The sequence below is a fragment of the Roseovarius spongiae genome, assembly GCF_003651245.1.
GTDB classification, from domain to species: Bacteria; Pseudomonadota; Alphaproteobacteria; order Rhodobacterales; family Rhodobacteraceae; genus Roseovarius; species Roseovarius spongiae.
Window position 1 is genome coordinate 209,639 of the sequence record NZ_RAPE01000003.1, and the last position, 25,070, is coordinate 234,708.

At 67.1% G+C, this 25,070-nt stretch carries 27 protein-coding genes and 1 tRNA gene; 16 read left to right on the forward strand and 12 right to left on the reverse strand.

All coding sequences use genetic code 11. The features are described from left to right. Positions 1-13: 13 nt before the first annotated feature. Positions 14-433 (reverse strand): RrF2 family transcriptional regulator, encoded by a 420-nt coding sequence (locus tag D6850_RS12285; RefSeq protein ID WP_121167335.1) that lies wholly within the window; start codon positions 431-433, stop codon positions 14-16. Between the two features lie 168 nt (positions 434-601). Between D6850_RS12285 and D6850_RS12290 the strand changes: the two genes are divergently transcribed. The 3 genes from D6850_RS12290 to D6850_RS12300 all read left to right on the forward strand — a co-directional run bounded on the left by D6850_RS12290 (position 602) and on the right by D6850_RS12300 (position 3,937). Beyond that, entirely contained in the window at positions 602-1,267 is a 666-nt protein-coding gene (locus D6850_RS12290; RefSeq protein WP_121167337.1) for an FAD-binding oxidoreductase, read from the forward strand. A 218-nt stretch (positions 1,268-1,485) separates the two neighbouring features. Then, entirely contained in the window at positions 1,486-3,156 is a 1,671-nt protein-coding gene (ctaD, locus tag D6850_RS12295) for a cytochrome c oxidase subunit I (protein ID WP_121167339.1), read from the forward strand. Between the two features lie 145 nt (positions 3,157-3,301). Beyond that, positions 3,302-3,937, forward strand: a complete 636-nt coding sequence (locus D6850_RS12300) for an SH3 domain-containing protein (protein WP_121167341.1) — start codon at positions 3,302-3,304, stop codon at positions 3,935-3,937. Between the two features lie 19 nt (positions 3,938-3,956). Here the strand turns inward: D6850_RS12300 and D6850_RS12305 are convergent, their stop codons facing one another. The 3 genes from D6850_RS12305 to D6850_RS12315 form a co-directional block, all read right to left on the reverse strand. Continuing rightward, the gene (locus D6850_RS12305) at positions 3,957-4,649 is read right to left on the reverse strand and encodes a hypothetical protein (RefSeq protein WP_121167343.1); all 693 of its coding nucleotides are present in this window, start codon (positions 4,647-4,649) and stop codon (positions 3,957-3,959) included. A gap of 300 nt (positions 4,650-4,949) precedes the next feature. Then, positions 4,950-6,356, reverse strand: coding sequence for a type I glutamate--ammonia ligase (glnA, locus tag D6850_RS12310; RefSeq protein ID WP_121167345.1), 1,407 nt, complete (start codon positions 6,354-6,356; stop codon positions 4,950-4,952). 42 nt (positions 6,357-6,398) lie between these two features. Beyond that, positions 6,399-6,737 carry a P-II family nitrogen regulator gene (locus D6850_RS12315; protein ID WP_121167347.1) on the reverse strand — a complete coding sequence of 113 codons (339 nt, stop codon included), beginning with the start codon at positions 6,735-6,737 and terminating at the stop codon, positions 6,399-6,401. 173 nt (positions 6,738-6,910) lie between these two features. On the opposite strand from D6850_RS12315, the gene D6850_RS19900 reads away from it, so the two are divergent. Both D6850_RS19900 and D6850_RS19905 read left to right on the forward strand, forming a co-directional pair. After that, positions 6,911-7,591, forward strand: coding sequence for an NAD(P)H-hydrate epimerase (locus D6850_RS19900; protein ID WP_121167349.1), 681 nt, complete (start codon positions 6,911-6,913; stop codon positions 7,589-7,591). A 38-nt stretch (positions 7,592-7,629) separates the two neighbouring features. After that, positions 7,630-8,517, forward strand: a complete 888-nt coding sequence (locus D6850_RS19905; RefSeq protein WP_121167351.1) for an NAD(P)H-hydrate dehydratase — start codon at positions 7,630-7,632, stop codon at positions 8,515-8,517. A gap of 9 nt (positions 8,518-8,526) precedes the next feature. Here the strand turns inward: D6850_RS19905 and D6850_RS12330 are convergent, their stop codons facing one another. Further along, positions 8,527-9,024 (reverse strand): Hint domain-containing protein, encoded by a 498-nt coding sequence (locus D6850_RS12330; protein WP_121167353.1) that lies wholly within the window; start codon positions 9,022-9,024, stop codon positions 8,527-8,529. A 177-nt stretch (positions 9,025-9,201) separates the two neighbouring features. On the opposite strand from D6850_RS12330, the gene D6850_RS12335 reads away from it, so the two are divergent. From D6850_RS12335 to D6850_RS12360, 7 genes are all read left to right on the forward strand, one after another. Next, a tRNA-Leu gene (locus D6850_RS12335) sits at positions 9,202-9,286 on the forward strand. Positions 9,287-9,437: 151 nt separating this feature from the next. After that, positions 9,438-10,778 (forward strand): dimethylsulfonioproprionate lyase DddP, encoded by a 1,341-nt coding sequence (gene dddP / locus D6850_RS12340; protein ID WP_121167355.1) that lies wholly within the window; start codon positions 9,438-9,440, stop codon positions 10,776-10,778. Between the two features lie 88 nt (positions 10,779-10,866). Further along, positions 10,867-12,081, forward strand: a complete 1,215-nt coding sequence (locus tag D6850_RS12345) for a bifunctional alpha/beta hydrolase/OsmC family protein (RefSeq protein WP_121167357.1) — start codon at positions 10,867-10,869, stop codon at positions 12,079-12,081. 206 nt (positions 12,082-12,287) lie between these two features. Then, the gene (gene purB, locus D6850_RS12350; protein ID WP_121167359.1) at positions 12,288-13,610 is read left to right on the forward strand and encodes an adenylosuccinate lyase; all 1,323 of its coding nucleotides are present in this window, start codon (positions 12,288-12,290) and stop codon (positions 13,608-13,610) included. A gap of 59 nt (positions 13,611-13,669) precedes the next feature. Further along, entirely contained in the window at positions 13,670-13,837 is a 168-nt protein-coding gene (locus tag D6850_RS19515; protein ID WP_166434062.1) for a hypothetical protein, read from the forward strand. Between the two features lie 101 nt (positions 13,838-13,938). Beyond that, a complete protein-coding gene (locus tag D6850_RS12355) occupies positions 13,939-15,018 on the forward strand; it encodes a flagellar motor switch protein FliG (protein WP_121167361.1) in 1,080 nt (359 codons plus the stop codon). Between the two features lie 149 nt (positions 15,019-15,167). Beyond that, positions 15,168-16,106 (forward strand): lysophospholipid acyltransferase family protein, encoded by a 939-nt coding sequence (locus D6850_RS12360; protein WP_245964174.1) that lies wholly within the window; start codon positions 15,168-15,170, stop codon positions 16,104-16,106. Here D6850_RS12360 and D6850_RS12365 read toward each other — a convergent pair. Beyond that, a complete protein-coding gene (locus tag D6850_RS12365; protein WP_121167363.1) occupies positions 16,103-16,798 on the reverse strand; it encodes a DUF1223 domain-containing protein in 696 nt (231 codons plus the stop codon). The two genes, D6850_RS12360 and D6850_RS12365, sit on opposite strands and share 4 nt — an antisense overlap. 231 nt (positions 16,799-17,029) lie before the next feature. Between D6850_RS12365 and acnA the strand changes: the two genes are divergently transcribed. The 4 genes from acnA to D6850_RS12380 all read left to right on the forward strand — a co-directional run bounded on the left by acnA (position 17,030) and on the right by D6850_RS12380 (position 21,941). Next, positions 17,030-19,804, forward strand: coding sequence for an aconitate hydratase AcnA (gene acnA, locus D6850_RS12370; protein ID WP_121167365.1), 2,775 nt, complete (start codon positions 17,030-17,032; stop codon positions 19,802-19,804). A 184-nt stretch (positions 19,805-19,988) separates the two neighbouring features. Then, positions 19,989-20,123 (forward strand): hypothetical protein, encoded by a 135-nt coding sequence (locus D6850_RS19860; protein WP_281272586.1) that lies wholly within the window; start codon positions 19,989-19,991, stop codon positions 20,121-20,123. A gap of 259 nt (positions 20,124-20,382) precedes the next feature. Further along, entirely contained in the window at positions 20,383-20,982 is a 600-nt protein-coding gene (locus tag D6850_RS12375; protein WP_121167367.1) for a toxin-activating lysine-acyltransferase, read from the forward strand. Then, entirely contained in the window at positions 20,982-21,941 is a 960-nt protein-coding gene (locus D6850_RS12380; RefSeq protein ID WP_166434063.1) for a Hint domain-containing protein, read from the forward strand. Before D6850_RS12375 ends, D6850_RS12380 begins: the two co-directional genes overlap by 1 nt. Before the next feature lie 3 nt (positions 21,942-21,944). Here D6850_RS12380 and D6850_RS12385 read toward each other — a convergent pair whose 3' ends face one another. The 6 genes from D6850_RS12385 to D6850_RS12410 are packed head-to-tail and all read right to left on the reverse strand — an operon-like array spanning position 21,945 to position 25,061. Further along, complete coding sequence (locus tag D6850_RS12385; protein WP_166434064.1) at positions 21,945-22,484, reverse strand: DsbE family thiol:disulfide interchange protein; 540 nt, start codon at positions 22,482-22,484, stop codon at positions 21,945-21,947. Continuing rightward, entirely contained in the window at positions 22,477-22,635 is a 159-nt protein-coding gene (gene ccmD, locus D6850_RS12390) for a heme exporter protein CcmD (protein ID WP_206019258.1), read from the reverse strand. The genes D6850_RS12385 and ccmD overlap by 8 nt, the downstream gene beginning before the upstream one ends. Then, on the reverse strand, positions 22,635-23,366 hold the full coding sequence (locus D6850_RS12395) for a heme ABC transporter permease (RefSeq protein WP_121167371.1): 732 nt from the start codon (positions 23,364-23,366) through the stop codon (positions 22,635-22,637). The genes ccmD and D6850_RS12395 overlap by 1 nt, the downstream gene beginning before the upstream one ends. Positions 23,367-23,392: 26 nt before the next feature. After that, on the reverse strand, positions 23,393-24,049 hold the full coding sequence (ccmB, locus tag D6850_RS12400; RefSeq protein WP_121167373.1) for a heme exporter protein CcmB: 657 nt from the start codon (positions 24,047-24,049) through the stop codon (positions 23,393-23,395). After that, positions 24,046-24,663 carry a heme ABC exporter ATP-binding protein CcmA gene (ccmA, locus tag D6850_RS12405; RefSeq protein ID WP_121167375.1) on the reverse strand — a complete coding sequence of 206 codons (618 nt, stop codon included), beginning with the start codon at positions 24,661-24,663 and terminating at the stop codon, positions 24,046-24,048. The genes ccmB and ccmA overlap by 4 nt, the downstream gene beginning before the upstream one ends. 44 nt (positions 24,664-24,707) lie before the next feature. Further along, positions 24,708-25,061, reverse strand: a complete 354-nt coding sequence (locus D6850_RS12410; protein WP_121167377.1) for an Mth938-like domain-containing protein — start codon at positions 25,059-25,061, stop codon at positions 24,708-24,710. Between the last annotated feature and the right edge of the window lie 9 nt (positions 25,062-25,070).

Genomic DNA, 25,070 nt, shown 5'->3' on the forward strand with positions numbered 1-25,070 from the left:
TCACTCCTTCCCGTCAGGCCGCCGCCGCGTCGTCGTTCCAGGCGCAGTCGGCGACGGTCGAGCGGTCGAGTTCCGCGAGGAACGCATCCTGCGCGGCCAGAAGGCGCGGCTTCAGGCGGCAGCGCGGTTTCAGAACGCAGTTGCCGCCATTGGCCTGGCAGCACTCGACAAGCGCGAAACGCCGCTCGAGGTGGCGCACCACGCTGCCAAGCCCGATCTCCGCGGGATCGCGCGCAAGCCGCATGCCCCCGCCCGAACCACGCCGCGTCTCAATGAAGCCGCCGCGCACCAGGTCCTGCACCACCTTGGTCAGATGATGCTGAGACACCTCGAACTGCGCCGCGAGGTCGGCGGTGCTGAGCCGCTCCTCCGGGGTGCTGGCGAGCCGCATGAGAATCCGCAATCCGTAATCGGTGAATGTCGCAAGGCGCATGGGCGCTCCTCTAAATGGTATTGACAATGCCTATTGTACCGTTGGATAATCTCCAAGGCAAACACCAAATACGGGAAATTCCGGGAACCCGCACGCCCAAGCTGCGTCAGTGTCATTGGGGCCAACGTGGATTGGCCGCCTGTTTGGACAAAAGGAAGGTATTGGCACATGTCACATCACCTCACGCTGAAGCAGATCGATCCCGTCACACCCGACACCCATCACCTGATCTTCGACCGCCCGGAGGATTTCGACTTCACGCCCGGCCAGGGCGTGGAATTGCATCTCCAGAAAGACGGTTGGGAAGAGGAAGGACGCCCCTTCACCCCGGTCACCCTCCCGCACGAGCCGACGCTCGAATTCGTCATCAAGTCCTATCCCGACCACCACGGCGTGACCGAGCAGATCGCCGAGATGAAGCCCGGCGACGAGGTCGAGATGAAAGGCCCGTTCGGTGCGATCTCGGATCAGGGACCGGGGGTTTTCATCGCCGGCGGCGCCGGGATCACCCCGATGATCGCCGTATTGCGCAAGCAGTTGCACGAGAACGGCACGCTCGAGGGTTCGACCCTGCTGTTCGCCAACAAGACCGAAGCCGACATCATCTGGCGCGACTATTTCGAGTCGATGACGGGGCTCAGGACCGCGTTCGTCGTGGACGAGTCCTCGGGCGACGTTCCCGAGGGGCGGCTCGATCGCGATTTCCTGGACAGGTTCGTCGGGTCCGATAGCCGCTGCTACCTCTGCGGCCCGCCGCCGATGATGGACGCCGTCCGCACGGCGCTGCACGATCTGGGGGTCGAGGACTCCCGCATCGTCGAAGAGAAATTCTGACGCGCTTCGCACGAGGCCCAAGGCACGGACCCCGCGCGGAACGCCCACGACCTTGAAGGAGCATGGGCGCGGATGATGAGCCTTTTCATCTTGTTCCTGAGCAGCCTCCCGGCCGCCCCGGCCCGGAACCACGCGCGGCCCGCCGCGCGTGGCGTTCGCGTCCCGATCCCATGCCCCGCGCCGGATTCCCCGCCGAACACCCCCCGAAGGAGGCCGCGATGACCGAAGCAACACTGCACCCCAGTCCGGAACACGACGATCGCGGTTTCTTCACCAGGTGGTTCATGTCCACGAACCACAAGGACATCGGCACTCTCTACCTGTTCACCTCCGCGGGCGTCGGGCTGATCGCCGCGCTCCTTTCGGTCTTCATGCGGCTCGAGCTGATGGAGCCGGGCGTGCAGTTCCTCTGCGTCGAGGGGCTGCGCTTCTGGCCCTCCGCGGCCACCTGTTCGCCCGACGGGCACCTGTGGAACATCATCGTCACCTATCACGGCCTGCTGATGATGTTCTTCGTGGTGATCCCGGCGCTCTTCGGGGGATTCGGCAATTATTTCATGCCGCTGATGATCGGCGCGCCCGACATGGCGTTCCCGCGGCTCAACAATCTCAGCTTCTGGCTGTTCGTCGCGGGGACCGGGCTCGCCATCGCGTCGTTCTTTGCGCCGGGGGGGGACGCCTCGCACGGGGCGGGCGTGGGCTGGACGCTCTATGCGCCGCTGACGGTGCATGACGGCGGCATATCGATGGACCTCGCGATTTTCGCGATCCACCTCTCGGGGGCGAGCTCGATCCTCGGCGCGATCAACATGATCACGACCTTCCTCAACATGCGCGCGCCGGGCATGACGCTGTTCAAGGCGCCGCTGTTCGCGTGGTCGATCTTCGTCACCGCCTGGATGCTGCTGATGGCCGTGCCGGTGCTGGCGGGGGCGGTCACCATGCTGCTCACGGACCGCAACTTCGGCACCACCTTCTTCGACCCCGCGGGCGGGGGCGACCCGGTGCTCTACCAGCACCTGTTCTGGTTCTTCGGGCACCCCGAGGTCTATATCGTCGTGCTGCCCGGCTTCGGCATCATCAGCCATGTCGTCGCCACCTTCTCGAAAAAGCCGATCTTCGGCTATCTCGGCATGGTCTGGGCGCTGATCGCGATCGGCGCGCTCGGCTTTCTCGTCTGGGCGCACCACATGTTCACCGCTGGCATGTCGATCACGCAACAGAGCTATTTCCAGATCGCGTCGGTGACGATCGCGGTGCCGACGGGCATCAAGATCTTCTCGTGGCTGGCGACGATGTGGGGCGGATCGGTCGAGTTCAAGACGCCGATGCTGTTCGCGCTCGGCTTCGTGTTCCTGTTCACCGTCGGCGGCGTCACCGGCGTCGTCCTGGCGCAGGCCAGCCTGGATCGCGCCTATCACGACACCTACTACGTGGTGGCGCATTTCCACTACGTGATGAGCCTCGGCGCCATCTTCGCGCTGATCGCGGGGGTCTATTACTGGATGGCCAAGATGTCCGGGCGGCAATACCCCGAATGGGCTGGCAAGCTGCACTTCTGGATGTTCTTCATCGGCGCCAACCTGACCTTCTTCCCGCAGCACTTTCTCGGGCGGCAGGGCATGCCGCGCCGCTACATCGATTACCCCGAGGCCTTCGGCTTCTGGAACCACGTCTCGAGCTGGGGCGCGCTGCTGTCCTTCGCGTCGTTCCTGTTCTTCATCGGCGTCATCTTCTACACACTGTTCGCCGGCAGGCGCGAAACGCGGGCGAGCTACTGGAACGAATACGCCGACACGCTGGAATGGACCGTGCCGACCCCGGCGCCCGAGCACACGTTCGAGCAACTGCCCAAGCGCGAGACCTGGGATAACGAACACAGCCACTGAACGATGCGGGTGGGCGGCGCCAAGCGCTCGCCCCGCGCTCACGCTCCGGTGAAGACGCCCCGATTGTCCGCCCCGGTCCGACGCCCTAGACTGTCCCGGTCGACAGGACGCGCCACGGGCGCGCGAACCGGGAAAGGGGCATGACATGAAACGGATACTCGGCCTGGTCCTCGCGGGATCGCTGGCGCCTTCGCTCGCACCCGCAGGCGCATTGTTTGAGTGCGAGGCGGTGGACGACGGCGCGTGGCGGGTGTTCATCCTAGATGAGACCCCCGACATCGCAACGGCTGTCTTCAAGCTCGGCCTCGACAGCGGCGGCGGCGAAAGCAGCCCCTACGAGATGGAGCGCGCCGTCAGCGGATCGGGGTTCCGGTATCTCGGCGAGGGGCTGGAATTCATCGGCAAGAGCGACGACGCCATGCTGATCGACGGCGAAGAGAAGATGCATTGCGGCGTCGCCCCGGCCTGGATGATGGAAGAGGCGACGGCGCCCCCCTCCCAGGACGGCGACGGGCCCCTGCCCGACGCGCCCGACGTCGAAGGCATGTCCGCGCAGGCGCTTGGCGGCAATATCCGCAGCGGGCCGGGAACGCAGCATGCCAGGATCGGCACGTTGGCGCGCGGCACTTCCATCACGCTCATGCAGGATACGGGCGAGGAACTGGACGGCTACAACTGGTTCGTCATCCGAAAGCCCGACGGCGAGACCGGCCATGTCTGGGGCGGAATCATCTGCACGCCTGAAGAGACCGTGCCCGGCGTCCGCGGAACCTGCGACTGAAGCGGTCCGCGCGCCGGTCTCAGCCCTGCAGGGGATCGGCGGCGCGCTCGACGCGGCGCCCGACTCCGGGCAGCGCGATCCGCGACGCCGCCAGCGCCTTGGTAAAGGCGCCGAGGCGCTGCGTGGCCGCGGCGGCCTGCGCCGCCTCGACGGCCGGCTCGCTCTTGTCGTCCTTGCGCTCCCGCTCGAGGTCGAGCCCTTCGAGCCGCGCCGACAGGTAATCGCATGTCTCGTCGATCCGCGGCAGCACTGCGCCCTGCGCGACGGCGAAACCCGAGGGGCGCGCCGCCTCTGCCGGCCGAGCGTGCCGCTGGCCGCTCGGATCGACCGCGGCGCGGAAGCCCTCGATCGGCAGCCAGACGCTATGCTCGTTCCAGCGCACCCTCTCCGCCGGCAGCGTGCAGACCAGCCGCGCCAAAAGCGCCCCGGCCGTATTCATGCTGACGGAGGCCGCGATGGGATGTATGACGAGGCGCAGCAAGGGCGCGGTCGCCGACCCGCCCGCCTGCTTGCCCCTGCCATGCGTGATCCATAGAACGTGGTTCGGCGTCACCAGACAGGCCGAACGTTCGGTCAGCACCCGTCCCTGGCTGATGCCCGGATCGAGGGTTTCGACGGCGTCCGAGATATGGCGCAACGTCTCCTCCACCACCGTTGCGTCCGCTTCTGATTGCAGCAGCCATGCCGCGATATTCTGTTTATGCCCGGTCATTGGTTGGCATCCCCAAGTCCTGCTGAGCGTCATTCACTCGCGATAAAGGCTTATTGAGGAAACTGGTCTTCGTGCGACCGAAACGTGACCGAAATGGGGAAATTCGCCCTATGCGGGCGCGGGCGCCCCAGGTGACGCGGCGTAAAGCCCGGCCTTTCGCACGTCGCGGCGCGGCAGCCGGATGGCGGCTTTTTGAGGGGCCGTGGCCGCGCGGCGCCCCCCGAAGACATCTCCGAGGAGCGCCGCAAGGGCCCGGGCCGAAGGGACGTGGTTTCGTCCGCCCTGCCCGGCCCCGGAAGCTCAGCAGCTGTAATACATCCCGAACTCCACCGGATGCGGGGTCTGGTCGTAACGCTCGACCTCTTCCATGCGCAGCGCGATGTAGCCCTCGATCTGGTCGCGAGTGAACACGTCGCCGGCCAGCAGGTAGTCGTGATCGGCCTGCAATTCCGTCATCGCCTCGCGCAGCGACCCGCATACCGTGGGAATGCCCTCAAGCTCCTCCGCGGGCAGGTCATAGAGGTTCTTGTCCATCGCCTCGCCCGGGTCGATCCTGGACTTGATCCCGTCAAGCCCGGCCATCAACAGCGCGGCGAAGGCGAGGTAGGGGTTCGCCGCAGGGTCGGGAAAGCGCGCCTCGACCCGCTTGGCCTTGGGCGACTCGGTCCACGGGATGCGCACGCAGCCCGAGCGGTTGCGCGCGGAATAGGCCCGCAGCACCGGCGCCTCGAAGCCGGGAACCAGCCGCTTGTAGCTGTTGGTCGTCGGGTTGGTGAAAGCGTTGAGCGACTTGGCGTGCTTCAGGATGCCGCCGATGAACCACAGCGCCTCCTGGCTCAGGTCGGCATACTTGTCCCCGGCGAAAAGCGGCTTGCCGTCCTTCCAGATCGACATGTTGACATGCATCCCCGACCCGTTATCGCCGTAGATCGGCTTGGGCATGAAGGTCGCGGACTTGCCGTAGGCATGGGCGACGTTGTGGATGACGTACTTGTATTTCTGGATCTCGTCGGCCTGCGTCGTCAGCGTGCCGAAGATCAGCCCCAGCTCGTGCTGGCACGATCCGACTTCGTGGTGATGCTTGTCCACCTTCATGCCGAGCCGCTTCATCGTGCTCAGCATCTCCGAACGGATGTCCTGCGCGTCATCCACCGGGTTGACTGGGAAATACCCGCCCTTGAGCCCGGGACGGTGGCCCATGTTGCCCATCTCGTACTCGGCATCCGAATTCCACGACCCGTCCTGCGCGTCGACCTCGTAGGAGACCTTGTTGACCGTGTTCGAAAACCGCACGTCGTCAAACAGGAAGAACTCGGCCTCGGGGCCGAAGAAGGCCTCGTCGCCGATGCCGCTCGACTTGAGATAGGCCTCGGCCTTCTCGGCCGTGCCGCGGGGGTCGCGCTCGTAGGCTTCGCCGGTGTCGGGTTCGGCCACCGTGCAATGCACGCACAGCGTGCGCTCGGCGTAGAACGGATCGACATAGGCGCTCGCGGTGTCGAGCATCAGCTTCATGTCCGACGCCTCGATCGATTTCCAGCCGGCGATGCTGGAGCCGTCGAACATGAAGCCTTCCTCGATAAAGTCCTCGTCCACGAGATCGGCGATCATGGTCACGTGCTGCAACGCGCCGCGCGGGTCGGTAAAGCGGATGTCGACATACTCGATGTCTTCGTCCTTGATGGTCTTGAGCAGGTCTGTGGCGCTCATGGCGTCGATCCTTTCGGTTTCCTGTCCTGTGGTGCTGTTGTCTCAGAGCGCGTCCGAGCCGGTCTCGCCGGTTCGGATGCGGATGGCCTGCTCGACGGGGCTGACGAAGATCTTGCCGTCGCCGATCTTGTCGGTGCGCGCCGCCTCGACGATGGCCTCGACGGCGGCGTCGACCTGGTCGTCGTCGAGCACCACGTCGATCTTCACCTTGGGCAGGAAATCGACCACGTATTCCGCCCCGCGATAAAGCTCTGTGTGTCCCTTCTGACGGCCGAACCCCTTGACCTCGATCACGCTGAGACCCTGGATGCCCGCCTCCTGCAGCGCCTCCTTGACCTCGTCGAGCTTGAACGGCTTGATGATGGCCTCGATTTTCTTCACGGCCCGCCTCCTTTTCGCATTTGTCGCGCTGGTAAGAGCACTTCCAAGCGGCAGCCTCAATCGGGTAGCGTGGAAAACGCGGGGGTTGCCTGCCAGTTCCCGCTGCGAGCGCCCAATATTTAGGCAACCCGCACAAAGTTCGCGCAGTTCTGAAACGCAGAGATTGAGACACCATGACCGAACGCCTCACCGCAGCCCGGATGCGCGCCGTTGAACAGGCCGCGATCAACTCGGGCGACGTGACCGGGCTCGAACTGATGGAGCGCGCCGGGCGCGGAGTGGTGGAAGCGGTGTTCGACGAGCGACCGAAACTTGCCGCAACGTCGCACCGCGCGGTCGTGCTGTGCGGGCCGGGCAACAACGGCGGCGACGGGTTCGTCGTGGCGCGGCTGTTGAAGGAACGCGGCTGGGAGGTGGACGTGTTTCTTTACGGGGCCCCGGCCAAGCTTCCGCCGAACGCCAGGACGAATTACGAACGATGGGCGGCATTGGGGCCTACGCAACGATACTGTCCCGATCACCTGCTCAAGGCCGGCAAGATAGCGCATGAGGCAGGCGTCGACGAATGGGTCGTGGTCGATGCGCTTTTCGGCATTGGCCAACGCGCCCCGCTTGACGATGTTTGCGCGCCTTTCAACGCGTTGCTCGATGCCGCTTTCGACGAGAACACCGCGCCCACTCCGTTCATGGTCAACATTGACTTGCCCACCGGTTATGACGCGGATACCGGCGAGGCTCTGGCCCGCCGTCCGTTCCCGGCGGATCTGATTGTGACCTTTCATGGCGCGAAACCGATCCACGCAATGCCTCACATGGCGGACGCCATCCTCAGGATCGTGGATATCGGCCTGTGACCTTCTTCTTTGCGCAAATACTCCTGCCGGAGGCCTGAATGTTCTCGCAGCCCCGCCATATCACCCGATCCGCCGCGATGATCGACCTGCTGCGCAAACGGCCCGAGGCGCACAAGTTCGACCACGGTCATGCGCTCGTGCTTTCGGGAGGCCCCGGTCAGACCGGCGCCGCCCGCCTCGCCGCACGCGGGGCGCTGCGGATCGGGGCGGGGCTCGTGACGCTTGGCGTGCCGCACTCGGCGCAGATGGAGGTGGCGAGCCAGACCACCGCGCTGATGCTCACCCCCATCGACGATGCTGACGGGTTGCGCTCCGTTCTGGAAGACGACCGGATCAACGCGCTCTGCCTCGGGCCGGGGATGGGCGTGAAGCGCGCGGCAGAGGCGTTGGAGGTTCTGCTGGGGGAAGGCGGGGTGAAACCCCGCCCTACGACGCTGGATGCCGACGCGCTCACAGCGCTCGCAGGGGATGCGGCGCTGTTCGGCGCGTTGCACGACCGCTGTGTGCTGACGCCGCATGGCGGAGAATTCGCCCGCCTCTTTCCCGACATCGCGAAAAGGCTCCGCGAGGAGCCGATGAGCGGCCCGGCGCATTCCAAGGTCGACGCGACAAGAGAGGCGGCGAAGCGCGCGGGCTGCACCGTTCTTTTCAAGGGCCCCGACACCGTAATCGCCGCGCCGGATGGCCGCTGTGCGATCAACGCGGCGCAATACGATCGCGCCGCCCCATGGCTCGCCACCGCCGGGGCCGGGGACGTGCTGGCCGGGTTCATCGCCGGCCTTCTGGCGCGCGGGTTCGCCCCGATGCAAGCGGCCCAGGCCGCCGCGTGGCTGCACGTGGAATGCGCCCGCAGCTTCGGACCCGGTCTCATCGCCGAGGACCTGCCCGAGGAATTGCCGCGCGTCTTCCGCGCGCTCGGGCTCTGAGCGCGCGGTTCAGGCGGCGTCGGAACGCGCGACAGCCGCCGGATCGGCGGCCAGCTCCAGCCCGTCGACGTAGATCACTTCGAGCTGCTCGAAACACAGCGCATACAGCGTGAGCGTGCGCACCCCCTCCGCGGTGATGAATTCGCCGTCGATCAGCGCGCGGGCCGACGCCAGCGCCTGCGCCTTGCCGAAGAGCGCCCGCGCCCGCCAGTCCCGCACGAGAACCTGCTGATCTGCGGGCAACACCACGTCGCGATCGGGGCGCGTGTCGCCCAGCGATCCGGCAAGGATACGGACGGCGTGGGTGGTCACCCGCCGTTTCTCGACCCTGACCACGGTGGCGAGCCCGCTGTGGCGGGTGATGACCCGGTCGCCCGCCGCGATCCTCTCGATCGGGGTTTCGCCGCATTGGGTGAGGATGATGCTGCCGGGGCCGATCCCGGCGCATGAAATATGCGCCTGCGCGGGGAGATGCCCGCTGCCGCGCCCGACCGTTTTCGGTTTCATGGCGTCCTGCTTTTTTGTTCGTCTGCTCGTTATTGTCGCGCAGCTTACGTCAATTTTTGGTAAATGTCGCGACTTTTTCGATGCAGGTCCCGCCACCACCGGTTTTTCGCTCGCTTCCCATTCGCCGCTTTGCTAACAGACGCGGCAGGCTTCGGCCCTTCGGGACCGCGGCTCCGTGCGGGTGTGGCGGAATTGGTAGACGCACCAGATTTAGGTTCTGGCGCCGCAAGGCGTGGGGGTTCAAGTCCCTTCACCCGCACCATGCTTCCCTCGAAATCGGCGCAATACGCGATTCACCCTCCCGGCGCCCGGGCGCGCGCCGCGCCTTCAAAAGCGGCGCGGGTGTCGCAATCAGGCCGGACAGGCGGAAAGGGGGCCGCGAAGATGCCCGCGCGCAGCCCGAGGACAGCACCATGAACGAACATTTCCGCGACACCCGCAAGATCGACCCGAGCCGCGGCGCCACGCTTGGCGACAACACGCCCAACAATGCCGACCGGATCGAGATCGGGCCGACAAAGCTCGCCTTTGCCGAATGGGCCGCCGCCGGGCTGGAATTGCCCGACCTCCAGGCGATGCGCCGCTATCGATGGGAACGGCTGACGCGGCATGTGGTTGATCGCGACTACGGCGGCCTGCTGATGTTCGACCCGCTCAACATCCGCTACGCCACCGACAGCACCAACATGCAGCTCTGGAACACCCATAACCCGTTCCGCGCGGTGCTGCTCTGCGCCGATGGCTACATGGTGATCTGGGATTACAAGAACTCGCCCTTCCTGAGCACATTCAACCCGTTGGTGCGCGAACAGCGCTCCGGCGCGGATCTCTTCTACTTCGATCGCGGCGACAGGATCGACGTGGCGGCGGACGTCTTTTCCAACGAGGTGCGGCTGCTCATGGCCGAACACGCGCCCGGCAACATGCGCCTCGCGGTGGACAAGCCGATGGTTCACGGGCTGCGCGCGCTCGAGGCCCAGGGCCTTGAGATCATGGAGGGCGAGGAAGTCACCGAGAAATCCCGCTCGGTCAAGGGCCCGGACGAGATCCTCGCGATGCGCTGCGCGAACCACGCCTGCCACACGGCCGTGCGCGCGATGGAGGACGCCGCCCGCGCCGGCGTGCCGAATGGCGACATGTCCGAGGATGACATCTGGGCGGTGCTGCACGCCGAGAACATCCGCCGCGGCGGCGAATGGATCGAGACCCGGCTGCTCAGCTCCGGGCCGCGCACGAACCCCTGGTTCCAGGAATGCGGGCCGCGCATCGTTCAGCAGAACGAGATCGTGAGCTTCGATACCGACCTGGTCGGAAGTTACGGAATATGTATAGACATATCGCGCAGCTGGTGGATCGGCGACGCGGCCCCGCGCGACGACATGATCTACGCCATGCGGCACGCGGTCGACCACATCCGCACCAACATGGAGATGCTGAAACCCGGCGTGATGATCCCCGAGCTTTCGGCCAACACCCATGTCCTGGACGCCCAATTCCAGAAGCAGAAATACGGCTGCCTCATGCACGGCGTCGGCCTTTGCGACGAATGGCCGCTGGTGGCCTATCCGGACCGCGCGGTCGCGGGCGCTTACGACTACCCGATCGAGGCCGGGATGGTGCTCTGCGTCGAGGCGCTGGTCAGCCCCGAGGGCGGTGATTTCTCGATCAAGCTCGAGGATCAGGTGCTGGTGACCGAAGACGGATACGAGAACCTCACGACCTATCCCTTCGATCCCGCGCTTATGGGCGAATGAGGCGGGGCGTCACCTTGCCGTGACCAAGCTGGCGGCGCGCCGAGCATGCGCCTATCCTGCCGCAAGCATTACGCGCAGGAGGAAACGGATGCCGACGGAACGCCTGACATTCACTGGTCACGACGGCTCTGAACTGGCCGCGCGGCTCGACCTTCCCGACGGGCCGCACCTGGCGACCGCGCTCTTCGCGCATTGTTTCACCTGCTCCAAGGACATTCCCGCGGCGCGGCGCATCTCCGCGCGGCTGGCCGCGGCGGGGATCGCGGTGCTGCGCTTCGACTTTACCGGGCTCGGCCATTCGCAGGGCGAGTTCGAGGACACGACCTTCACCTCCAACATCGCGGATCTCGAGCGCGCGGCGGCCGCGCTGGCCGAGCGCGACATGGCGCCGGGGCTGCTGATCGGGCATTCGCTGGGCGGGGCGGCCGCGCTCGCCACCGCGCGCCGGATCGAAAGCGTGCGCGCGGTGGTCACCATCGCCGCGCCCTTCGATCCGGGCCACGTGACCCACAACTTCGGCGCGGCGCTCGAGCGGATCGAGGCGGACGGCGCCGCCGAGGTCGACCTCGGCGGGCGCGCGGTACGCATCGGGCGCGCCTTCGTGCGGGACGTCGCCGCCGAAAACCTCGCCCCCGAGATCGCGAATCTGCGCGGCGCGCTGCTGATCCTGCACGCTCCGCGCGACGCCATCGTCGGGATCGAGAACGCCGCCGAGATATTCAAGGCCGCGAAACATCCCAAGAGCTTCGTCACGCTCGACGAGGCCGACCACCTGATCACCCGCCCCGAGGACGCGGAATACGCCGCCGGGGTGATCGCCGCATGGGCTGCGCGCTACCTCGACCTCCAGCCGCCCGCGCCGCCGCCGGGCGCGCCCGAAGGCATCGTGCGCGTCACCGAAGCCGATCCCGAGGGTTTCCTCCAGGACATCACTTCCGGCCCCCGTCACCACCTGCTCGCCGACGAACCCGAAGCCTATGGCGGCGCCGGGCGCGGCATGTCGCCCTACGGGTTCCTGTCCGCTGGGCTGGGCGCCTGCACGTCGATGACGATCCGCATGTACGCCCGGCGCAAGGGTTGGCCGCTCGCCGGGGTGCGGGTCGAGGTAAGCCATGACAAGGTTCACGCGCAGGACGCGGAAACCGGCCAGGCCGCGAAGGTGGACACATTCACGCGCACCGTGTTTCTCGAGGGCGATCTGGATGCGGATCAACGCGCCCGCCTGCTCGAAATCGCCGACAAGTGCCCGGTGCACCGCACGCTCGAGGCCAGCGCGCGCATCGAAACCACCCTCGCGGACTGATCCGCGCTCTTTCAGCCCAAGGCGGCGGCGGCTTGTGGCAGGCGCCCCCGGCGGGGATATTTCTCGGCAAGAAGAAGCAGCGGGCGCTTACCGATGCGAGACGCCCGCGAGGGCGGAGGAGCGGCGCGGGCGGGTGGCGGCTTGCCGCGACTGCGCGCTGCGTCTAAACCGCGCGCAACCCCTTGCCTGCCAGAAGGACCCCGCGCATGATTCCCCGCTATTCCCGCCCCGACATGGTCGCCATCTGGTCGCCCGAGCAGAAGTTCCGCATCTGGTACGAGATCGAGGCCCATGCCTGCGACGCGATGGCCGACCTCGGCGTGATTCCGCGCGAGAACGCCGAAGCGGTCTGGAAGGCGAAAGACGCCGAATTCGACGTCGCCCGCATCGACGAGATCGAGGCGGTGACCAAGCATGACGTGATCGCCTTCCTCACGCACCTAGCCGAGCATGTCGGCAGCGACGAGGCGCGCTTCGTGCATCAGGGCATGACGAGTTCGGACGTGCTCGACACCTGTTTCAACGTGCAGCTCACGCGCGCGGCGGACATCCTGATCGCCGATCTCGAAGGGCTTCTCGCCGCGCTGAAGCGCCGCGCGCATGAGCACAAGAACACGGTGCGCGTCGGTCGGTCCCACGGCATCCACGCGGAGCCGACCACGATGGGCCTCACCTTCGCGCGATTCTACGCCGAGATGGACCGCAACCTCGCGCGGATGCGCACCGCCCGGGAAGAGATCGCCACCGGCGCCATCAGCGGCGCGGTCGGCACCTTCGCCAACGTGGAGCCAGCGGTCGAGGAACATGTCTGCGCGCAGCTGGGCCTTGCGCCCGAACCGATCAGCACGCAGGTCATCCCGCGCGACCGGCACGCCGCGTTCTTCGCCACGCTGGGCGTCATCGCCAGCAGCATCGAGAATATCGCGACCGAAATCCGCCACATGCAGCGCACCGAGGTGCTTGAGGGGGCCGAATTCTTCTCGATGGGGCAGAAAGGGTCGTCGGCCATGCCGCACAAGAAGAACCCGGTGCTGACCGAGAACCTCACCGGCCTGGCCCGCATGGTGCGCTCGGCCGTCGTGCCCGCGATGGAGAACGTGGCGCTCTGGCATGAACGCGACATCTCGCACAGTTCCGTCGAACGGATGATCGGACCGGACGCGACGATCACGCTCGACTTCGCGCTGGCGCGGCTCACCGGCGTCGTGGACAAGATGCTGATCTTCCCGGACAACATGCTCGACAACATGAACAAGTTCCCCGGTCTCGTGATGAGCCAGCGGGTCCTTCTTGCGCTCACGCAGGCCGGCGTCAGCCGCGAGGACGCCTACGCGATGGTCCAGCGCAACGCGCTCAAGGTGTGGGAAGAACGCACTGATTTCAAAGAGGAACTGCTGTCCGACGCAGACGTGGTCGCGGCCCTCGGGCGCGAGGCGATCGAGGAGAAATTCGACCTCGGCTATCACACGAAACACGTCGACACGATCTTTGCCCGGGTGTTCGGCGAGGACGAACCGGCGAAAAAGTGATTAGGTGATGGCAAGCGGGCGCCTTACGCTGGGTCAATCAGCAGAAGGAGGCCAAGCCGATGACCGCCAGAACCATCTTCGCGACGCTCGTTCTCACCCTCGCCCCCACCCTCGCGCTCGCGATGGGGTGCTCGCATGACCGGGTGAAGACGCAGGCGATGTCCTGCGCCGAAGGGTCCACCTACGACGCCGGAACCGGGGCCTGCGTCCCGCTGGCGAGCAGCTGACGCCGCGCCCCGACGCCATCGTCGGGGATTCGCCCGCGTCTTAGAACTTTCTTCACCCTCTGCGTCCTATCCTCTCGGGGCCAGAGACCGGAGGGGATTTGATGAGCCAGCCAAAGCCGCTCGCGCGGACGGCGCAGGACGCGCCACCTTCCGCCGCCGCGCGTCTGACGCGCCGGCAGAAGGCGGCGATCATCGTGCGTTTCCTGCTCAACGAGGGGGCGGATATTCCTCTGTCGGACCTGCCCGACCCATCGCAGGCGGCGCTGACCACGCAGATGGGCTCGATGCGCTATGTCGACCGGGCCACGCTGTTGGCGGTGGTGACCGAATTCGCCGCCGAACTCGAAGGGATGGGCCTGACCTTTCCGCATGGCATGGCCGGGGCGATCAGCGCGCTTGACGGGCGGATCAGCGCGCAAACCGCCGCGCGGCTGCGCAAGGAGGCAGGCGTGCGTCAGTACGGCGACCCCTGGGAGCAGGTGCGCGCGACGGATATCGACACGCTCGCGCCGCTCATCCTCGCCGAAAGCGCGGAGGTCGCCGCGGTGGTCCTCTCCAAGCTCGACGTGGCGTTTGCGGCCAGGCTGCTGGGCCGCCTGCCCGGCGACAGGGCGCGGCGCATCACGCTGGCGATTTCGCAAACCGGCAAGGTCACGCCCGAGGCGGTGGACCGGATCGGCCTCGCGCTCGCCGCGCAGATCGACGACCGCCCGCCGATCGCCTTCGACGACGGCCCGGTGCAGCGGGTTGGGGCGATCCTAAACTCCTCGCCCTCGGCGCTGCGCGACGACGTGCTGACGGGACTGGAGGAGGCGGATCGCGATTTCGCCAGCCAGGTCCGCCGGGCGATATTCACCTTCCAGCACATCCCGGCCCGGCTCGAGGCGACGGACGTGCCCAAGGTCACCCGGGTCGTGGACCAGCCGGTGCTGGTCACCGCGCTCGCCGCCGCGATGGCGGGAGGATTGGGCGATGTCGCGGAATTCCTGCTGGCCAACATGTCGCGCCGCATGGCCGACGCCCTGCGCGAAGAGATCGAGGAGGCGGGCAAGGTGCGCGCCGACGCGGGCGAAGAGGCGATGACGGACGTTGTCAACGCCATCCGCCGCCTCGAGGCGGCCGGCGAATTGACGCTGAAGGTTGAGGAGGACAGCGATACGGCCGAGGCGCACGCCGCCTGACGCGCGCCGCGGGGTGGCGATGCTCCCTGTCCCCCGCTGACGGGCGGCGCGCTGCGGGCGACACGGCAATGACGCCGCGCTTCCGGGCGCGCTTGCGCCGCACGCCGCCCGCCTCTATGTCTGGCGGCGTCCCGAGACGAGCGCCCCAGATGACCACACCTCCCGATCCATTCCGCGCCCGTGCAGGCGAATACAGCGTCAACATGGCCCTGCGCGGGCTGATCGGGCTCGCCCGGCTGATCCCCTATCGCCGACGCGTGCCGCTGATGGGCTGGGTCACGGCGCGGATCGTGGCGCCGCTTGCCGGGTATTCGCGCCGGGTGCGCGAGAACCTCGCGCATGTCCGCCCGGACCTGCCCGCCTCCGAGGTGCGCCGTCTCGCGCGGGCCGTGCCCGACAATGCCGGGCGCGGCATGATCGAGCTCTACTCGCCCGAGTTCGCGGAGCGCGCGCGGTATTCGCCGGTCGCCGGGCCGGGGATGGAGGCGGTGCGCGCCGCCCGCGCCGAGGGCCGGCCGGTGATCTTCGTGACCGCGCATTTCGGCAGCTTCAACGCCGCGCGGGTGGCGATGATCGAGCAGGGGTTCGACCTCGGGGTGTTCTACCGCCCGCTCAAGAACCGTTATTTCAACACCCATTACACGGCCGCGATGGGCGCCCTCAGCCAGCCGATGTTCGAACAGGGCAAGCGCGGCATGGTGCAGATGGTCAAGCACCTGCGCGGCGGAGGGGTGCTGGCGATCCTCAACGATCTCAACGCGCATGGCGGGGTGCCGCTGGATTTCTTCGGCGCGCCCGCGCTCACCTCGCTGGTGACGGCCGAGCTGGCGCTCAAGTTCGACGCGCCGCTCGTTCCGGTCTGGGGCATACGGCGCGAGAACGGGCTTGATTTCGACATCCATGTCGAAGAGCCGATTTTGCCGTCCGACCCGGTGACCATGACGCAGGCGTTCAATGACCGGCTCGAGGTTCAGGTGCGCGCGCGCATGGATCAGTGGTTCTGGATCCACCGCCGCTGGAAGGATGGGACCGGCGAGATGGCGGATCGCGGCGCGGAGCGGATCGCGGAACTGGCGGGCGGCGGTTAATCGAGCTGCGCGACCGCCTCGACCGCGCCCGGCCCGGGGCGCTGCACGATCACCACCAGCGGCGCGTCGCCCGTCACCTCGGTGCGGATCAAAAGCGGGCTGGCCGGGTTCCATTCGGCGACCCGGCTCCAGCCGGTGACGATGTTGCCATAGCTGATGGTGCGCCCAGCGTTTTCGCCGCGGGTGATCTCGACCGTGCGTTCGGGCGCGTAGCGCGCGACCTGCACGACCAGCGGCGACGGCAGCGAAGCGGTCGCGCGGGCCGAGATGCGGAGCTCGTCGCCGCTGCGCGTCACGTCGAGCGCGATCCGGTCGGGATCGGCGAGGTGCTGGCCAATCAGCGCGCCGACGTCCTTGGGCCGGTTGCCGACCACGTGATCCTGCCCGTCGATGATCATCTGTGGCGTATAGACCATGCGTCGCCCCCCGGCCTTTGCGTAGGCGCGCTGACGCCGCGTGTAGGCCGGATCGGCGAAGATGTCCTTCCACCCGATGTAGTCCCAGTAATCGACATGCAGCGCCAGCGCGATCACGTCGTCGCGCGCGGCCAGTTCGTGCAGGAGAGCGTCGGCCGGCGGACAGGAGGAACAACCCTGCGAGGTGAAGAGTTCCACCAGCACGGGCCTGTCCTGCGCCGTCAGCGCCGAGGCCCACAGGAATGGAAGAAGGAACAGGAACGTCGCGACACGCATGAAAGGGGCTTTCCGTGGTTCGTGGTTTCGGGCGGGCTGCGCTTCCCGTCTATCCAGCCGGTCGGCGGAAAACCAATCAAGGTTTCGCGAGGGGCGCGGGGGGCGGCAGTGGACTCCGTGAATTGTGTGCCATAGTATACCGAACATAGCCTATTCGCCTTGATGCGCCGAATCAAATCGGCGAAAATCCGGGCCAGCCAGACGAATTCCTCCAGCCGAAAGGACATCGCGATGCCGATCACCGTCGGACATGACACCGCCAAGGCCCGCCAGACCCTGAAGGTCGGCGACCGCTCGCTCGCCTATTACTCGATCGAGGCCGCCGAAAAGGCCGGCTTGGGCGACTTTTCCCGCTTGCCCGCCGCGCTCAAGGTGGTGCTCGAGAACATGCTGCGCTTCGAGGACGGCAAGACCGTCACCACGGACGACATCAAGGCGTTTTCCGAATGGGCCGACAGGGGCGGCAAAAACCCGATCGAGATCGCCTATCGCCCCGCGCGGGTGCTGATGCAGGATTTCACCGGCGTGCCGGCGGTCGTGGACCTTGCCGCGATGCGCGACGGGATTGTCGCGCTTGGCGGCAACGCGCAGCAGATCAACCCGCTGAACCCCGTGGACCTCGTGATCGACCACTCGGTGATGATCGACGAATTCGGCAACCCGCGCGCCTTCCAGGTCAACGTGGACCGCGAGTACGAGCGCAACATCGAGCGCTACCAGTTCCTCAAATGGGGTCAGGGCGCGTTCAACAACTTCCGCGTGGTGCCGCCGGGAACCGGGATCTGTCACCAGGTGAACCTCGAGTATCTCGGCCGCACCGTCTGGAGCGACAAGGACCAGAGCGGCGAGGAGGTGGCCTACCCCGACACGCTGGTGGGCACCGACAGCCACACCACGATGATCAACGGCCTCGCTGTGCTCGGCTGGGGCGTCGGCGGGATCGAGGCGGAGGCGGCGATGCTGGGGCAGCCGATCTCGATGCTGATCCCCGAGGTCGTGGGCTTCAAGCTCACCGGCGCGATGGTCGAGGGCACCACCGCGACCGACCTCGTGCTGCGCGTCGTGGAAATGCTGCGCGAAAAGGGCGTCGTGGGCAAGTTTGTTGAGTTCTACGGCGACGGGCTCGACAATCTGCCGCTGGCGGACCGGGCGACGATCGGCAACATGGCGCCCGAATACGGCGCGACCTGCGGGTTCTTCCCGATCGACGACGAAACGTTGAAATATCTTGAGCTGACCGGCCGCGACGAGGACGGCATCGCGCTGGTCGAGGCCTACGCCAAGGCGAACGGCATGTGGCGCGGCAAGGATTACGATCCGGTATATACCGATACGCTGAGCCTTGACATGGGCACGGTCGTGCCGGCGATTTCCGGCCCCAAGCGGCCGCAGGACCATATCGCTCTCGACGTCGCGGCCAAGACCTTCGGCGAATACGTCAAGGGTTTCCGCGAGGGGCGCACGCACACGCACAACGCCGACGAACGCTGGGAAGGCGAAGGCGGGCAGCCCGAACCGGAACACATCCCCGGCGACCAGGGTCATCACGCCCGCGGCTACGTGGCGACCGATGACGGGCATTACCAGTTGCATGACGGCTCCATCGTGATCGCGTCGATCACGTCCTGCACCAACACCTCGAACCCCTACGTGATGATCGGCGCGGGCCTTGTCGCCCGCAAAGCGCGCGAACTGGGGCTGAACCGCAAGCCCTGGGTCAAGACCTCGCTCGCGCCCGGCAGCCAGGTGGTGAGCGACTATCTCGAAACCGCCGGCTTGCAGGAGGATCTCGACGCCATCGGATTCAACCTCGTGGGCTATGGCTGCACGACCTGCATCGGCAACTCCGGCCCGCTCGACCCGGCGATCAGCAAGGCGATCAACGACTATGACCTGATCGGCGTCAGCGTGCTGTCGGGCAACCGCAACTTCGAAGGACGGATCAGCCCGGATTGCCGCGCCAACTACCTGGCCAGCCCGCCGCTGGTGGTGGCCTATTCGCTGGTCGGCGACATGAACGTGGACATCGCCAACGACCCGCTCGGGCAGGACAAGGACGGCAACGACGTCTATCTCAAGGATCTCTGGCCCTCGACCAAGGAAATCGCCGATCTCGTGCAGAAGACCGTCACCCGCGACGCCTTCCAGGAGAAATACGCCGACGTCTTCAAGGGCGATGACAAGTGGCGCGCGATCGAGACGTCCGAGGGCGAGACCTATGACTGGCCGCCCGAGTCGACCTATGTTCAGAACCCGCCCTATTTCCAGAACATGTCGAAGGACCCCGGCAAGATCGCGGATATCGAGGGCGCGCGCGTGCTGGCGCTGCTGGGCGACATGGTCACGACCGACCACATCAGCCCCGCGGGCAGTTTCAAGGAAAGCACGCCGGCCGGGCAATACCTGGTCGAGCGCCAGGTGCCGGTGCGCGAGTTCAACTCTTACGGATCGCGCCGGGGCAACCACGAGGTGATGATGCGCGGCACCTTCGCCAACATCCGCATCCGCAACGAGATGCTGGACGGGGTCGAGGGCGGTTACACCAAGGGACCGGACGGCGAACAGACATCGATCTTCGACGCCGCGATGGCCTACCAGGAGCAGGGCACGCCTCTGGTGGTGTTCGCGGGCGAACAATACGGGGCCGGCTCCAGCCGCGACTGGGCGGCCAAGGGCACGGCACTCTTGGGCGTGCGCGCGGTGATCGCCGAGGATTTCGAGCGCATCCACCGCTCGAACCTTGTCGGGATGGGGGTCATGCCGTTCGAATTCACCGGCGGGGACACGCGCAAGTCGCTGGGCCTCACCGGCGATGAGAGCGTGACGATCAAGGGGCTCGCCGATATCAAGCCGCTTCAGGAGGTTCCTTGCCAGATCAAGATGGGCGACGGCAGCACCAAGGAAATCACGCTGAGGTGCCGCATCGATACCGCCATCGAGAAGGAATACGTGGAGCATGGCGGCGTGCTGCATTACGTGCTGCGCGACCTCGCCAAATCGGCCTGACGCGACAGACCGACCTGAAACGCCCCGGCCTCGCTCCGGGGCGTTTCGCATGCGCCGAAGTAGACCCGCGCGCGCGCCCCGTGATCGGAAATCCGCGCAAATCGGGGCTTCGTGAACTTTTCTCTTCCTTCAATGCGCTGGCGGTGACATTTCATGTCCCCAAAAGAGCAGGAAAGATAACGATATGCGCGCAGTTCTCATTGTCGTTCAGGCCGGTATCCTCATCATTCTCGCCGTGATCGGCGCCGGCGAGTCCGGCGAGCGGTCGGCGCACAGCCCGATCAACGCGCCAGCCATGGAAAACCACGTCAACCTGTAGGGACGACCCCGCCGAATGGCGCCCGCCGGCCCACCGCGACGCGCCGTGGCGGGGGCCGCGCTGGCGCTCGGCCGCGAAACCCGTTGAAAATTTGGGCGATTTGTCATAACATCGCCTGAATTGAGCGTAAAAATGCGCCGGTCAGAGCAGTATTCCGCACTGGACAGTCGCGCCCGCCGCACGAGTTTCGCGCCCTCTCCGGGACCGTGGCTCGGCATGCGGGCAGGGCCGCGCCGGGTCGGAGTCGGAACAGGTCTATGTGAGCAAACACGGCCAGGAATTCATCCAGACGTCCCTGCGGCACCTCGCCGCGCTGAGGGACCGCGCCGCGCATGACAGCGAGGGAACGGAGCCGTTTCCGTCCGACTGGTTCGACTGGCCGCAGGAGATGCTGGCCGATCTCGGCGCGATGGCGATGTTGACCGCGCTCGGCCCGTTTCACCGGATGCGCACCCATGCGCAGGTGATCGCGGAGCTGGAGACGCCGCTCAGGCTTGGCCAATACCGCATCTTCCGCACGAACGGGCATCCGCGCGCCTTCGTGACCTGGGCCGGGCTGGCGCCGGGGGCCGAGCGGCGCTTCGCCATCGACCATCAGCCGCTCAAGGCGCATCAGTGGAACGGCGGCGCATCTGTCTGGATCGTCGACCTTGTAGCGCCCTTCGGGCATCTCGAACAGGTGCTCGACATGCTGGCGCAGAGGCCGGACCAGCGGCGGGTGCGCACGCTCTGGCACAATCGCAAGGGCACGCGGTATCGCGTCATCGAATGGAGCCGCGAAGAGGATGGCGGGCGGATCCGCGTGGCGTCCTACGGGGTGGGCCAGTTCGCCCGCCGTCTGGAAGCGGGAGAGGGCTGATGGGCAGCCCGACCATCGGCGGAGACACCTCCGGCAGCGTGCTCGAAGGCAGCGGCGCCATCGTCACCGGCGATCTCGACGACGTGAACCCCTTTACCGGCAACGACGACGACACCTGGTCGATCAGTAGCGCGGGGAGCTATGGCACGGCGACGATCAACCCTGCCACCGGCGCATGGAGCTATGACCTGAACGACAATCATCCGGCGGTGAAGGCGCTTGATCCCGGCGATACGCTGACGGATACGTTCACCGTCACCATGCTCGACGCCGATGGCCGTTCGGACACGCAGGATGTGACGATCACCATCAACGGCGCGGTCTGCTTTGCCGCCGGAACGCTGATCGAGACAGCCCAAGGCCCCCGCGCGGTTGAAACCCTGCGCGTCGGCGATCGGATTCTTACCGCCGACCGCGGCCTGCAAGCGCTGCGCTGGACGGGAAAGATGCGGCTGAGCGCCGAAGAGCTGGCGGACCGGACGCTGCGCCCGGTCCGGATCGGCGCCGGCGCGCTTGGCGCCGGGCTGCCGACGCTGGACTTGCGAGTGTCGCGGCAGCATCGCATCCTCGTGCGCGGGCCGGTGGCGCGCGACATATTCGGCGCCGGCGAGGTGCTGATCCCGGCGATCCACCTCACCCGGCTGCCGGGTGTCGCGGTCGCGGAGGAGGTCGGCGGAATCGCCTATCATCACCTGCTGTTCGACGCGCACGAGATCGTCTTCGCGCATGGCGTGGCGAGCGAGAGTTTCCTCCTGGGCGAACAGGCGTTGCGCACGCTGCCGCGGGAGAGCCTCGCGGAGATCGCAGCCCTTTTCCCCAAAGGCGCGGACGCAAGCCGCGAGGTCGCCCCCGCCCGGCCGATCGCGGCGAACGGGCGGCAGATCCGCCGCTATCTGCGCGCCTTGCGGCAGGCGGGCGGGGCGGTGCTGGAAGAGGCGCCGGCCGTCGCGGCCGAGTGACGCCTATCGTCCCAGCGCCTTATCGAGTTCCGGGCGAAACCGCTGTTCGTAATCGCTTCCGACCAATGGGCCGATGAACTTGTAAAGAACGGTGCCGTCGCCGCCGATGATGAAGGTCTCGGGCGGGGCGGTCACGCCCCAATCGATCGCCGCGCGCCCCTTGGGGTCATAGCCGATGCCGAAGAACGGGTTGCCCGACCCGTCGAGATAGGCGTTGGCCTGCGCCGCCTCGTCCTTGAAGTTGACGCCAGCCACGCGCACGCCTTCGTCGTTGAGCGCGCGCAGATTGGGGTGCTCGGCGCGGCAGGGGGGGCACCAGCTCGCCCAGAAGTTGACGACGGTGACCTCGCCTGCGCGCAGGTCCGCGTCGGTGAGCGGCGCGCGCCCGGCGAGGGGGTCCGCCGGCACCGGGGGCGCGGGTTTGCCGATGAAGACCGAGGGCAGCGCGTCGGGATCGTCGCGCTGCATTCCGACGTAAAAGAGCGCGGCGAGCGCCGCGAAGATCAGCGGCGGCGCGATCATCAGCGGCGACACCCTAGCCATCGCCGCGCAGCCTTTGTTCGACGCGGGCGAGGTCGGCCCGCACGCGGCGGGCGCGGACCACGCTCTGCCAGCAAAGCGCGATCAGCAGCGCCAGCGACACGCCGTAGGCAGACAGCACCTCGGCCGCGTATTTTCCGAGATCGGGCAACATCATCCCATCCTTTCACGGGCCAACAACGCGCGCATCCGGCGCGCGCGGATTTCCGTCTGCGTGCGCAACAGCACGAGGGCGATGAACAGCAGAACGAAGCCCGCGATGCAGAAGAGCAGCGGAATGTAGAACACGTTGTCGACGTTTTCTTCGGCGTCCATGCTCAGCGACGCGCCCTGGTGCAGCCCCTGGTTCCAGAACAGCACCGCGTAGCGGCTGAGCACCGCGAAGACCGACCCGACGAGGCAGAGCACGCTGGTGAGGTCGGCGGCGGTGTCGTCGTCCTCGATCGCGGCCCAGAGCGCGATGTAGCCCAGGTAGAACAGGAACAGGATCAGGAACGAGGTGAGCCGCGGGTCCCAGACCCACCATGTCCCCCATGTCGGCTGCCCCCAGATCGCGCCGGTAGCAAGCGCGATCAGCGTCATCACCGCGCCCACCGGCGCCGCGGCGCGGGCGGCAAGCGCGCTGACGTGGTGGCGGCGGATCAGCCAGATCAGCGAAGCGACCAGCATCATCAGCCAGGCGTTGATCGCCATCAACGCCGAGGGCACGTGCAGGAACATGATCTTGACCGTCGCGCCCTGGCGGCGCTCGTCCGGGGTGAACCAGAGGCCCCAGACAAGGCCGATCACCAGCGCCGCGAGCGCGAGCGCGGTGATCCATGGCAGCACCCGGTCCGACAGCCGGATGAACCGGGCGGGGTTGGCGTATTCCCAGAGCGAACGCATCGGCGGCGTATCCTCGGCTTGGCGTCTCAACGCAGGTTGACCCTCAATACCGCAGCAGAGGCGAAGGGCAAGAGTGCGATGGCGCCGCAGGTGATCCCGGCCAGCATCATCAGCGGCGTGCCATAGGCCTGCGCGGCCGCGCCGCGGCGGGCGGCCTCGGCCCCGTAGATCAGCGTCGGCACGTAGAGGGGCAGCACCAGCAGGCTGAGCAGCAGCCCGCCGCGCTTGATCCCCACGGTCAGGGCCGCGCCGAAGGTGCCGATCACGCTCAGCGCGGGCGTGCCCAGCAGCAGCGTGAGGGTGAGCGGCAGGTAGGCGGGCGCCGGCAGGTTCATCAGCACGCCAAGCGCGGGCGCGGCGGCGACCAGCGGCAGGCCGGTGGTGATCCAGTGGGCGAGCGCCTTCATGCTGACGACGCCCTCCATCGGCAGGGGCGCGGTGGCCAGCAGGTCGAGCGAGCCGTCCTCCCAGTCGAGCGCGAAGATCCGGTCAAGCGAGAGCAGGCAGGCCAGCAGCGCGCCGAGCCACAGCATGCCGGGGCCGATCCGCGCCAGCAGGTCGGGATGCGGGCCGACGCCGAAGGGCACCAGCGTCACCACGATCAGGAAGAACGCGAGCCCGAGGCCGAAGCCGCCCCCGGCGCGCACCCCGAGCGCGAGGTCGCGGCCCAGCATCGCGATCATGCGAACACCCCGTCGAAATCGTCCGGCGCCGGCGCGCGGGCGCGCAAGGGCGCCACGTCGAGCGCCGCCGCCTCGGCCAGCCCGAGGTCGATATGCGTCGCGATGAGCGCCGATCCCCCCTCCGCCAGATGCGCGCGCACGGCGGCGGCGAAGAGCGCGGTCGCGTGCGCGTCGAGCGACACGGTCGGCTCGTCCAGCAGCCAGACGGGGCGCCCGGTGACCAGCAGCCGCGCAAGGCCCAGCCGCCGTTTCTGCCCTGCCGAAAGCGTGCCCGCCGCGCGGTCCGCGAGCGGCGCCAGTTCGAACGCGGCCAGCGCCGCATCAATGTCGCGCCGCCCGAAGACGCGCGCCCAGAAGGTGAGGTTTTCCGCGACGCTCAGCACCTGTTTGATCCCGTCGGCGTGCCCGGCATAGACCAGCGACTCGGGCGGCGCTTCAATACGCCCGCCAAGCGGCGGCTGAAGCCCGGCGAGCGTGCGCAGCAGCGTCGTCTTGCCCGACCCGTTCGGCCCGCGCAGGATCAGCGCCGCGCCGGGGGCGAGGGTGAAGTTCACGCCGGTCAGGACTGGAATCCCGCCGCGCGCGATGCAGAGGTCTGTGACCTTGAGCGTCATGCGCGCTGCACTAGCGCAAAGGCGGGGCGCGCGGAAGACACGCCCTAGACCGGCAGCAGGGCCGCGGCGACGCGCCGCCCTTCGGACAGGAGCACGTTATAGCTGCGGCAGGCGGCGGGAGTGATCATCGTCTCGACCCCCAACCCGGCGTCTTCCAGCGCGCGGCGTAAAGGCGCGGGGATATGCGCGACCTCGGCGCCGGCGCCGATCAGGATCACGTCGACCCGGTCCGCCAGCGCGAGCAGCGTCGCGCTGTCCTCGTAGCCGCCCCAGGCGCGGGCGCCGGTTTCGGTCACGCAGGCGGCACCCTCGATCACCTGCCCGCCGACGCGAAAGAAGCCGGGGCCGTAGCCGTCGATGGGGGCGGCGTTGTCGAAGGTGATCTCTTGCATCTGCATGGCGTATCC

Excerpts from the sequence above, each read along its gene's own strand:
- D6850_RS12285 (WP_121167335.1), bottom strand. The coding sequence starts at position 433 with ATGCGCCTTGCGACATTCACCGATTACGGATTGCGGATTCTCATGCGG.
- D6850_RS12305 (WP_121167343.1), bottom strand. The coding sequence starts at position 4,649 with ATGACCGGGCATAAACAGAATATCGCGGCATGGCTGCTGCAATCAGAA.
- D6850_RS12410 (WP_121167377.1), bottom strand. The coding sequence starts at position 25,061 with ATGCAGATGCAAGAGATCACCTTCGACAACGCCGCCCCCATCGACGGC.
- D6850_RS12385 (WP_166434064.1), bottom strand. The coding sequence starts at position 22,484 with ATGGCTAGGGTGTCGCCGCTGATGATCGCGCCGCCGCTGATCTTCGCG.
- D6850_RS12300 (WP_121167341.1), top strand. The coding sequence starts at position 3,302 with ATGAAACGGATACTCGGCCTGGTCCTCGCGGGATCGCTGGCGCCTTCG.
- D6850_RS19900 (WP_121167349.1), top strand. The coding sequence starts at position 6,911 with ATGACCGAACGCCTCACCGCAGCCCGGATGCGCGCCGTTGAACAGGCC.
- dddP (WP_121167355.1), top strand. The coding sequence starts at position 9,438 with ATGAACGAACATTTCCGCGACACCCGCAAGATCGACCCGAGCCGCGGC.
- glnA (WP_121167345.1), bottom strand. The coding sequence starts at position 6,356 with ATGAGCGCCACAGACCTGCTCAAGACCATCAAGGACGAAGACATCGAG.
- ccmD (WP_206019258.1), bottom strand. The coding sequence starts at position 22,635 with ATGTTGCCCGATCTCGGAAAATACGCGGCCGAGGTGCTGTCTGCCTAC.
- ccmB (WP_121167373.1), bottom strand. The coding sequence starts at position 24,049 with ATGATCGCGATGCTGGGCCGCGACCTCGCGCTCGGGGTGCGCGCCGGG.
- D6850_RS12345 (WP_121167357.1), top strand. The coding sequence starts at position 10,867 with ATGCCGACGGAACGCCTGACATTCACTGGTCACGACGGCTCTGAACTG.
- D6850_RS19860 (WP_281272586.1), top strand. The coding sequence starts at position 19,989 with ATGCGCGCAGTTCTCATTGTCGTTCAGGCCGGTATCCTCATCATTCTC.
- D6850_RS12380 (WP_166434063.1), top strand. The coding sequence starts at position 20,982 with ATGGGCAGCCCGACCATCGGCGGAGACACCTCCGGCAGCGTGCTCGAA.
- acnA (WP_121167365.1), top strand. The coding sequence starts at position 17,030 with ATGCCGATCACCGTCGGACATGACACCGCCAAGGCCCGCCAGACCCTG.
- D6850_RS12395 (WP_121167371.1), bottom strand. The coding sequence starts at position 23,366 with ATGCGTTCGCTCTGGGAATACGCCAACCCCGCCCGGTTCATCCGGCTG.
- D6850_RS12290 (WP_121167337.1), top strand. The coding sequence starts at position 602 with ATGTCACATCACCTCACGCTGAAGCAGATCGATCCCGTCACACCCGAC.
- purB (WP_121167359.1), top strand. The coding sequence starts at position 12,288 with ATGATTCCCCGCTATTCCCGCCCCGACATGGTCGCCATCTGGTCGCCC.
- D6850_RS12355 (WP_121167361.1), top strand. The coding sequence starts at position 13,939 with ATGAGCCAGCCAAAGCCGCTCGCGCGGACGGCGCAGGACGCGCCACCT.
- D6850_RS12360 (WP_245964174.1), top strand. The coding sequence starts at position 15,168 with ATGACCACACCTCCCGATCCATTCCGCGCCCGTGCAGGCGAATACAGC.
- D6850_RS12365 (WP_121167363.1), bottom strand. The coding sequence starts at position 16,798 with ATGCGTGTCGCGACGTTCCTGTTCCTTCTTCCATTCCTGTGGGCCTCG.
- D6850_RS12330 (WP_121167353.1), bottom strand. The coding sequence starts at position 9,024 with ATGAAACCGAAAACGGTCGGGCGCGGCAGCGGGCATCTCCCCGCGCAG.
- ctaD (WP_121167339.1), top strand. The coding sequence starts at position 1,486 with ATGACCGAAGCAACACTGCACCCCAGTCCGGAACACGACGATCGCGGT.
- D6850_RS19515 (WP_166434062.1), top strand. The coding sequence starts at position 13,670 with ATGACCGCCAGAACCATCTTCGCGACGCTCGTTCTCACCCTCGCCCCC.
- D6850_RS19905 (WP_121167351.1), top strand. The coding sequence starts at position 7,630 with ATGTTCTCGCAGCCCCGCCATATCACCCGATCCGCCGCGATGATCGAC.
- ccmA (WP_121167375.1), bottom strand. The coding sequence starts at position 24,663 with ATGACGCTCAAGGTCACAGACCTCTGCATCGCGCGCGGCGGGATTCCA.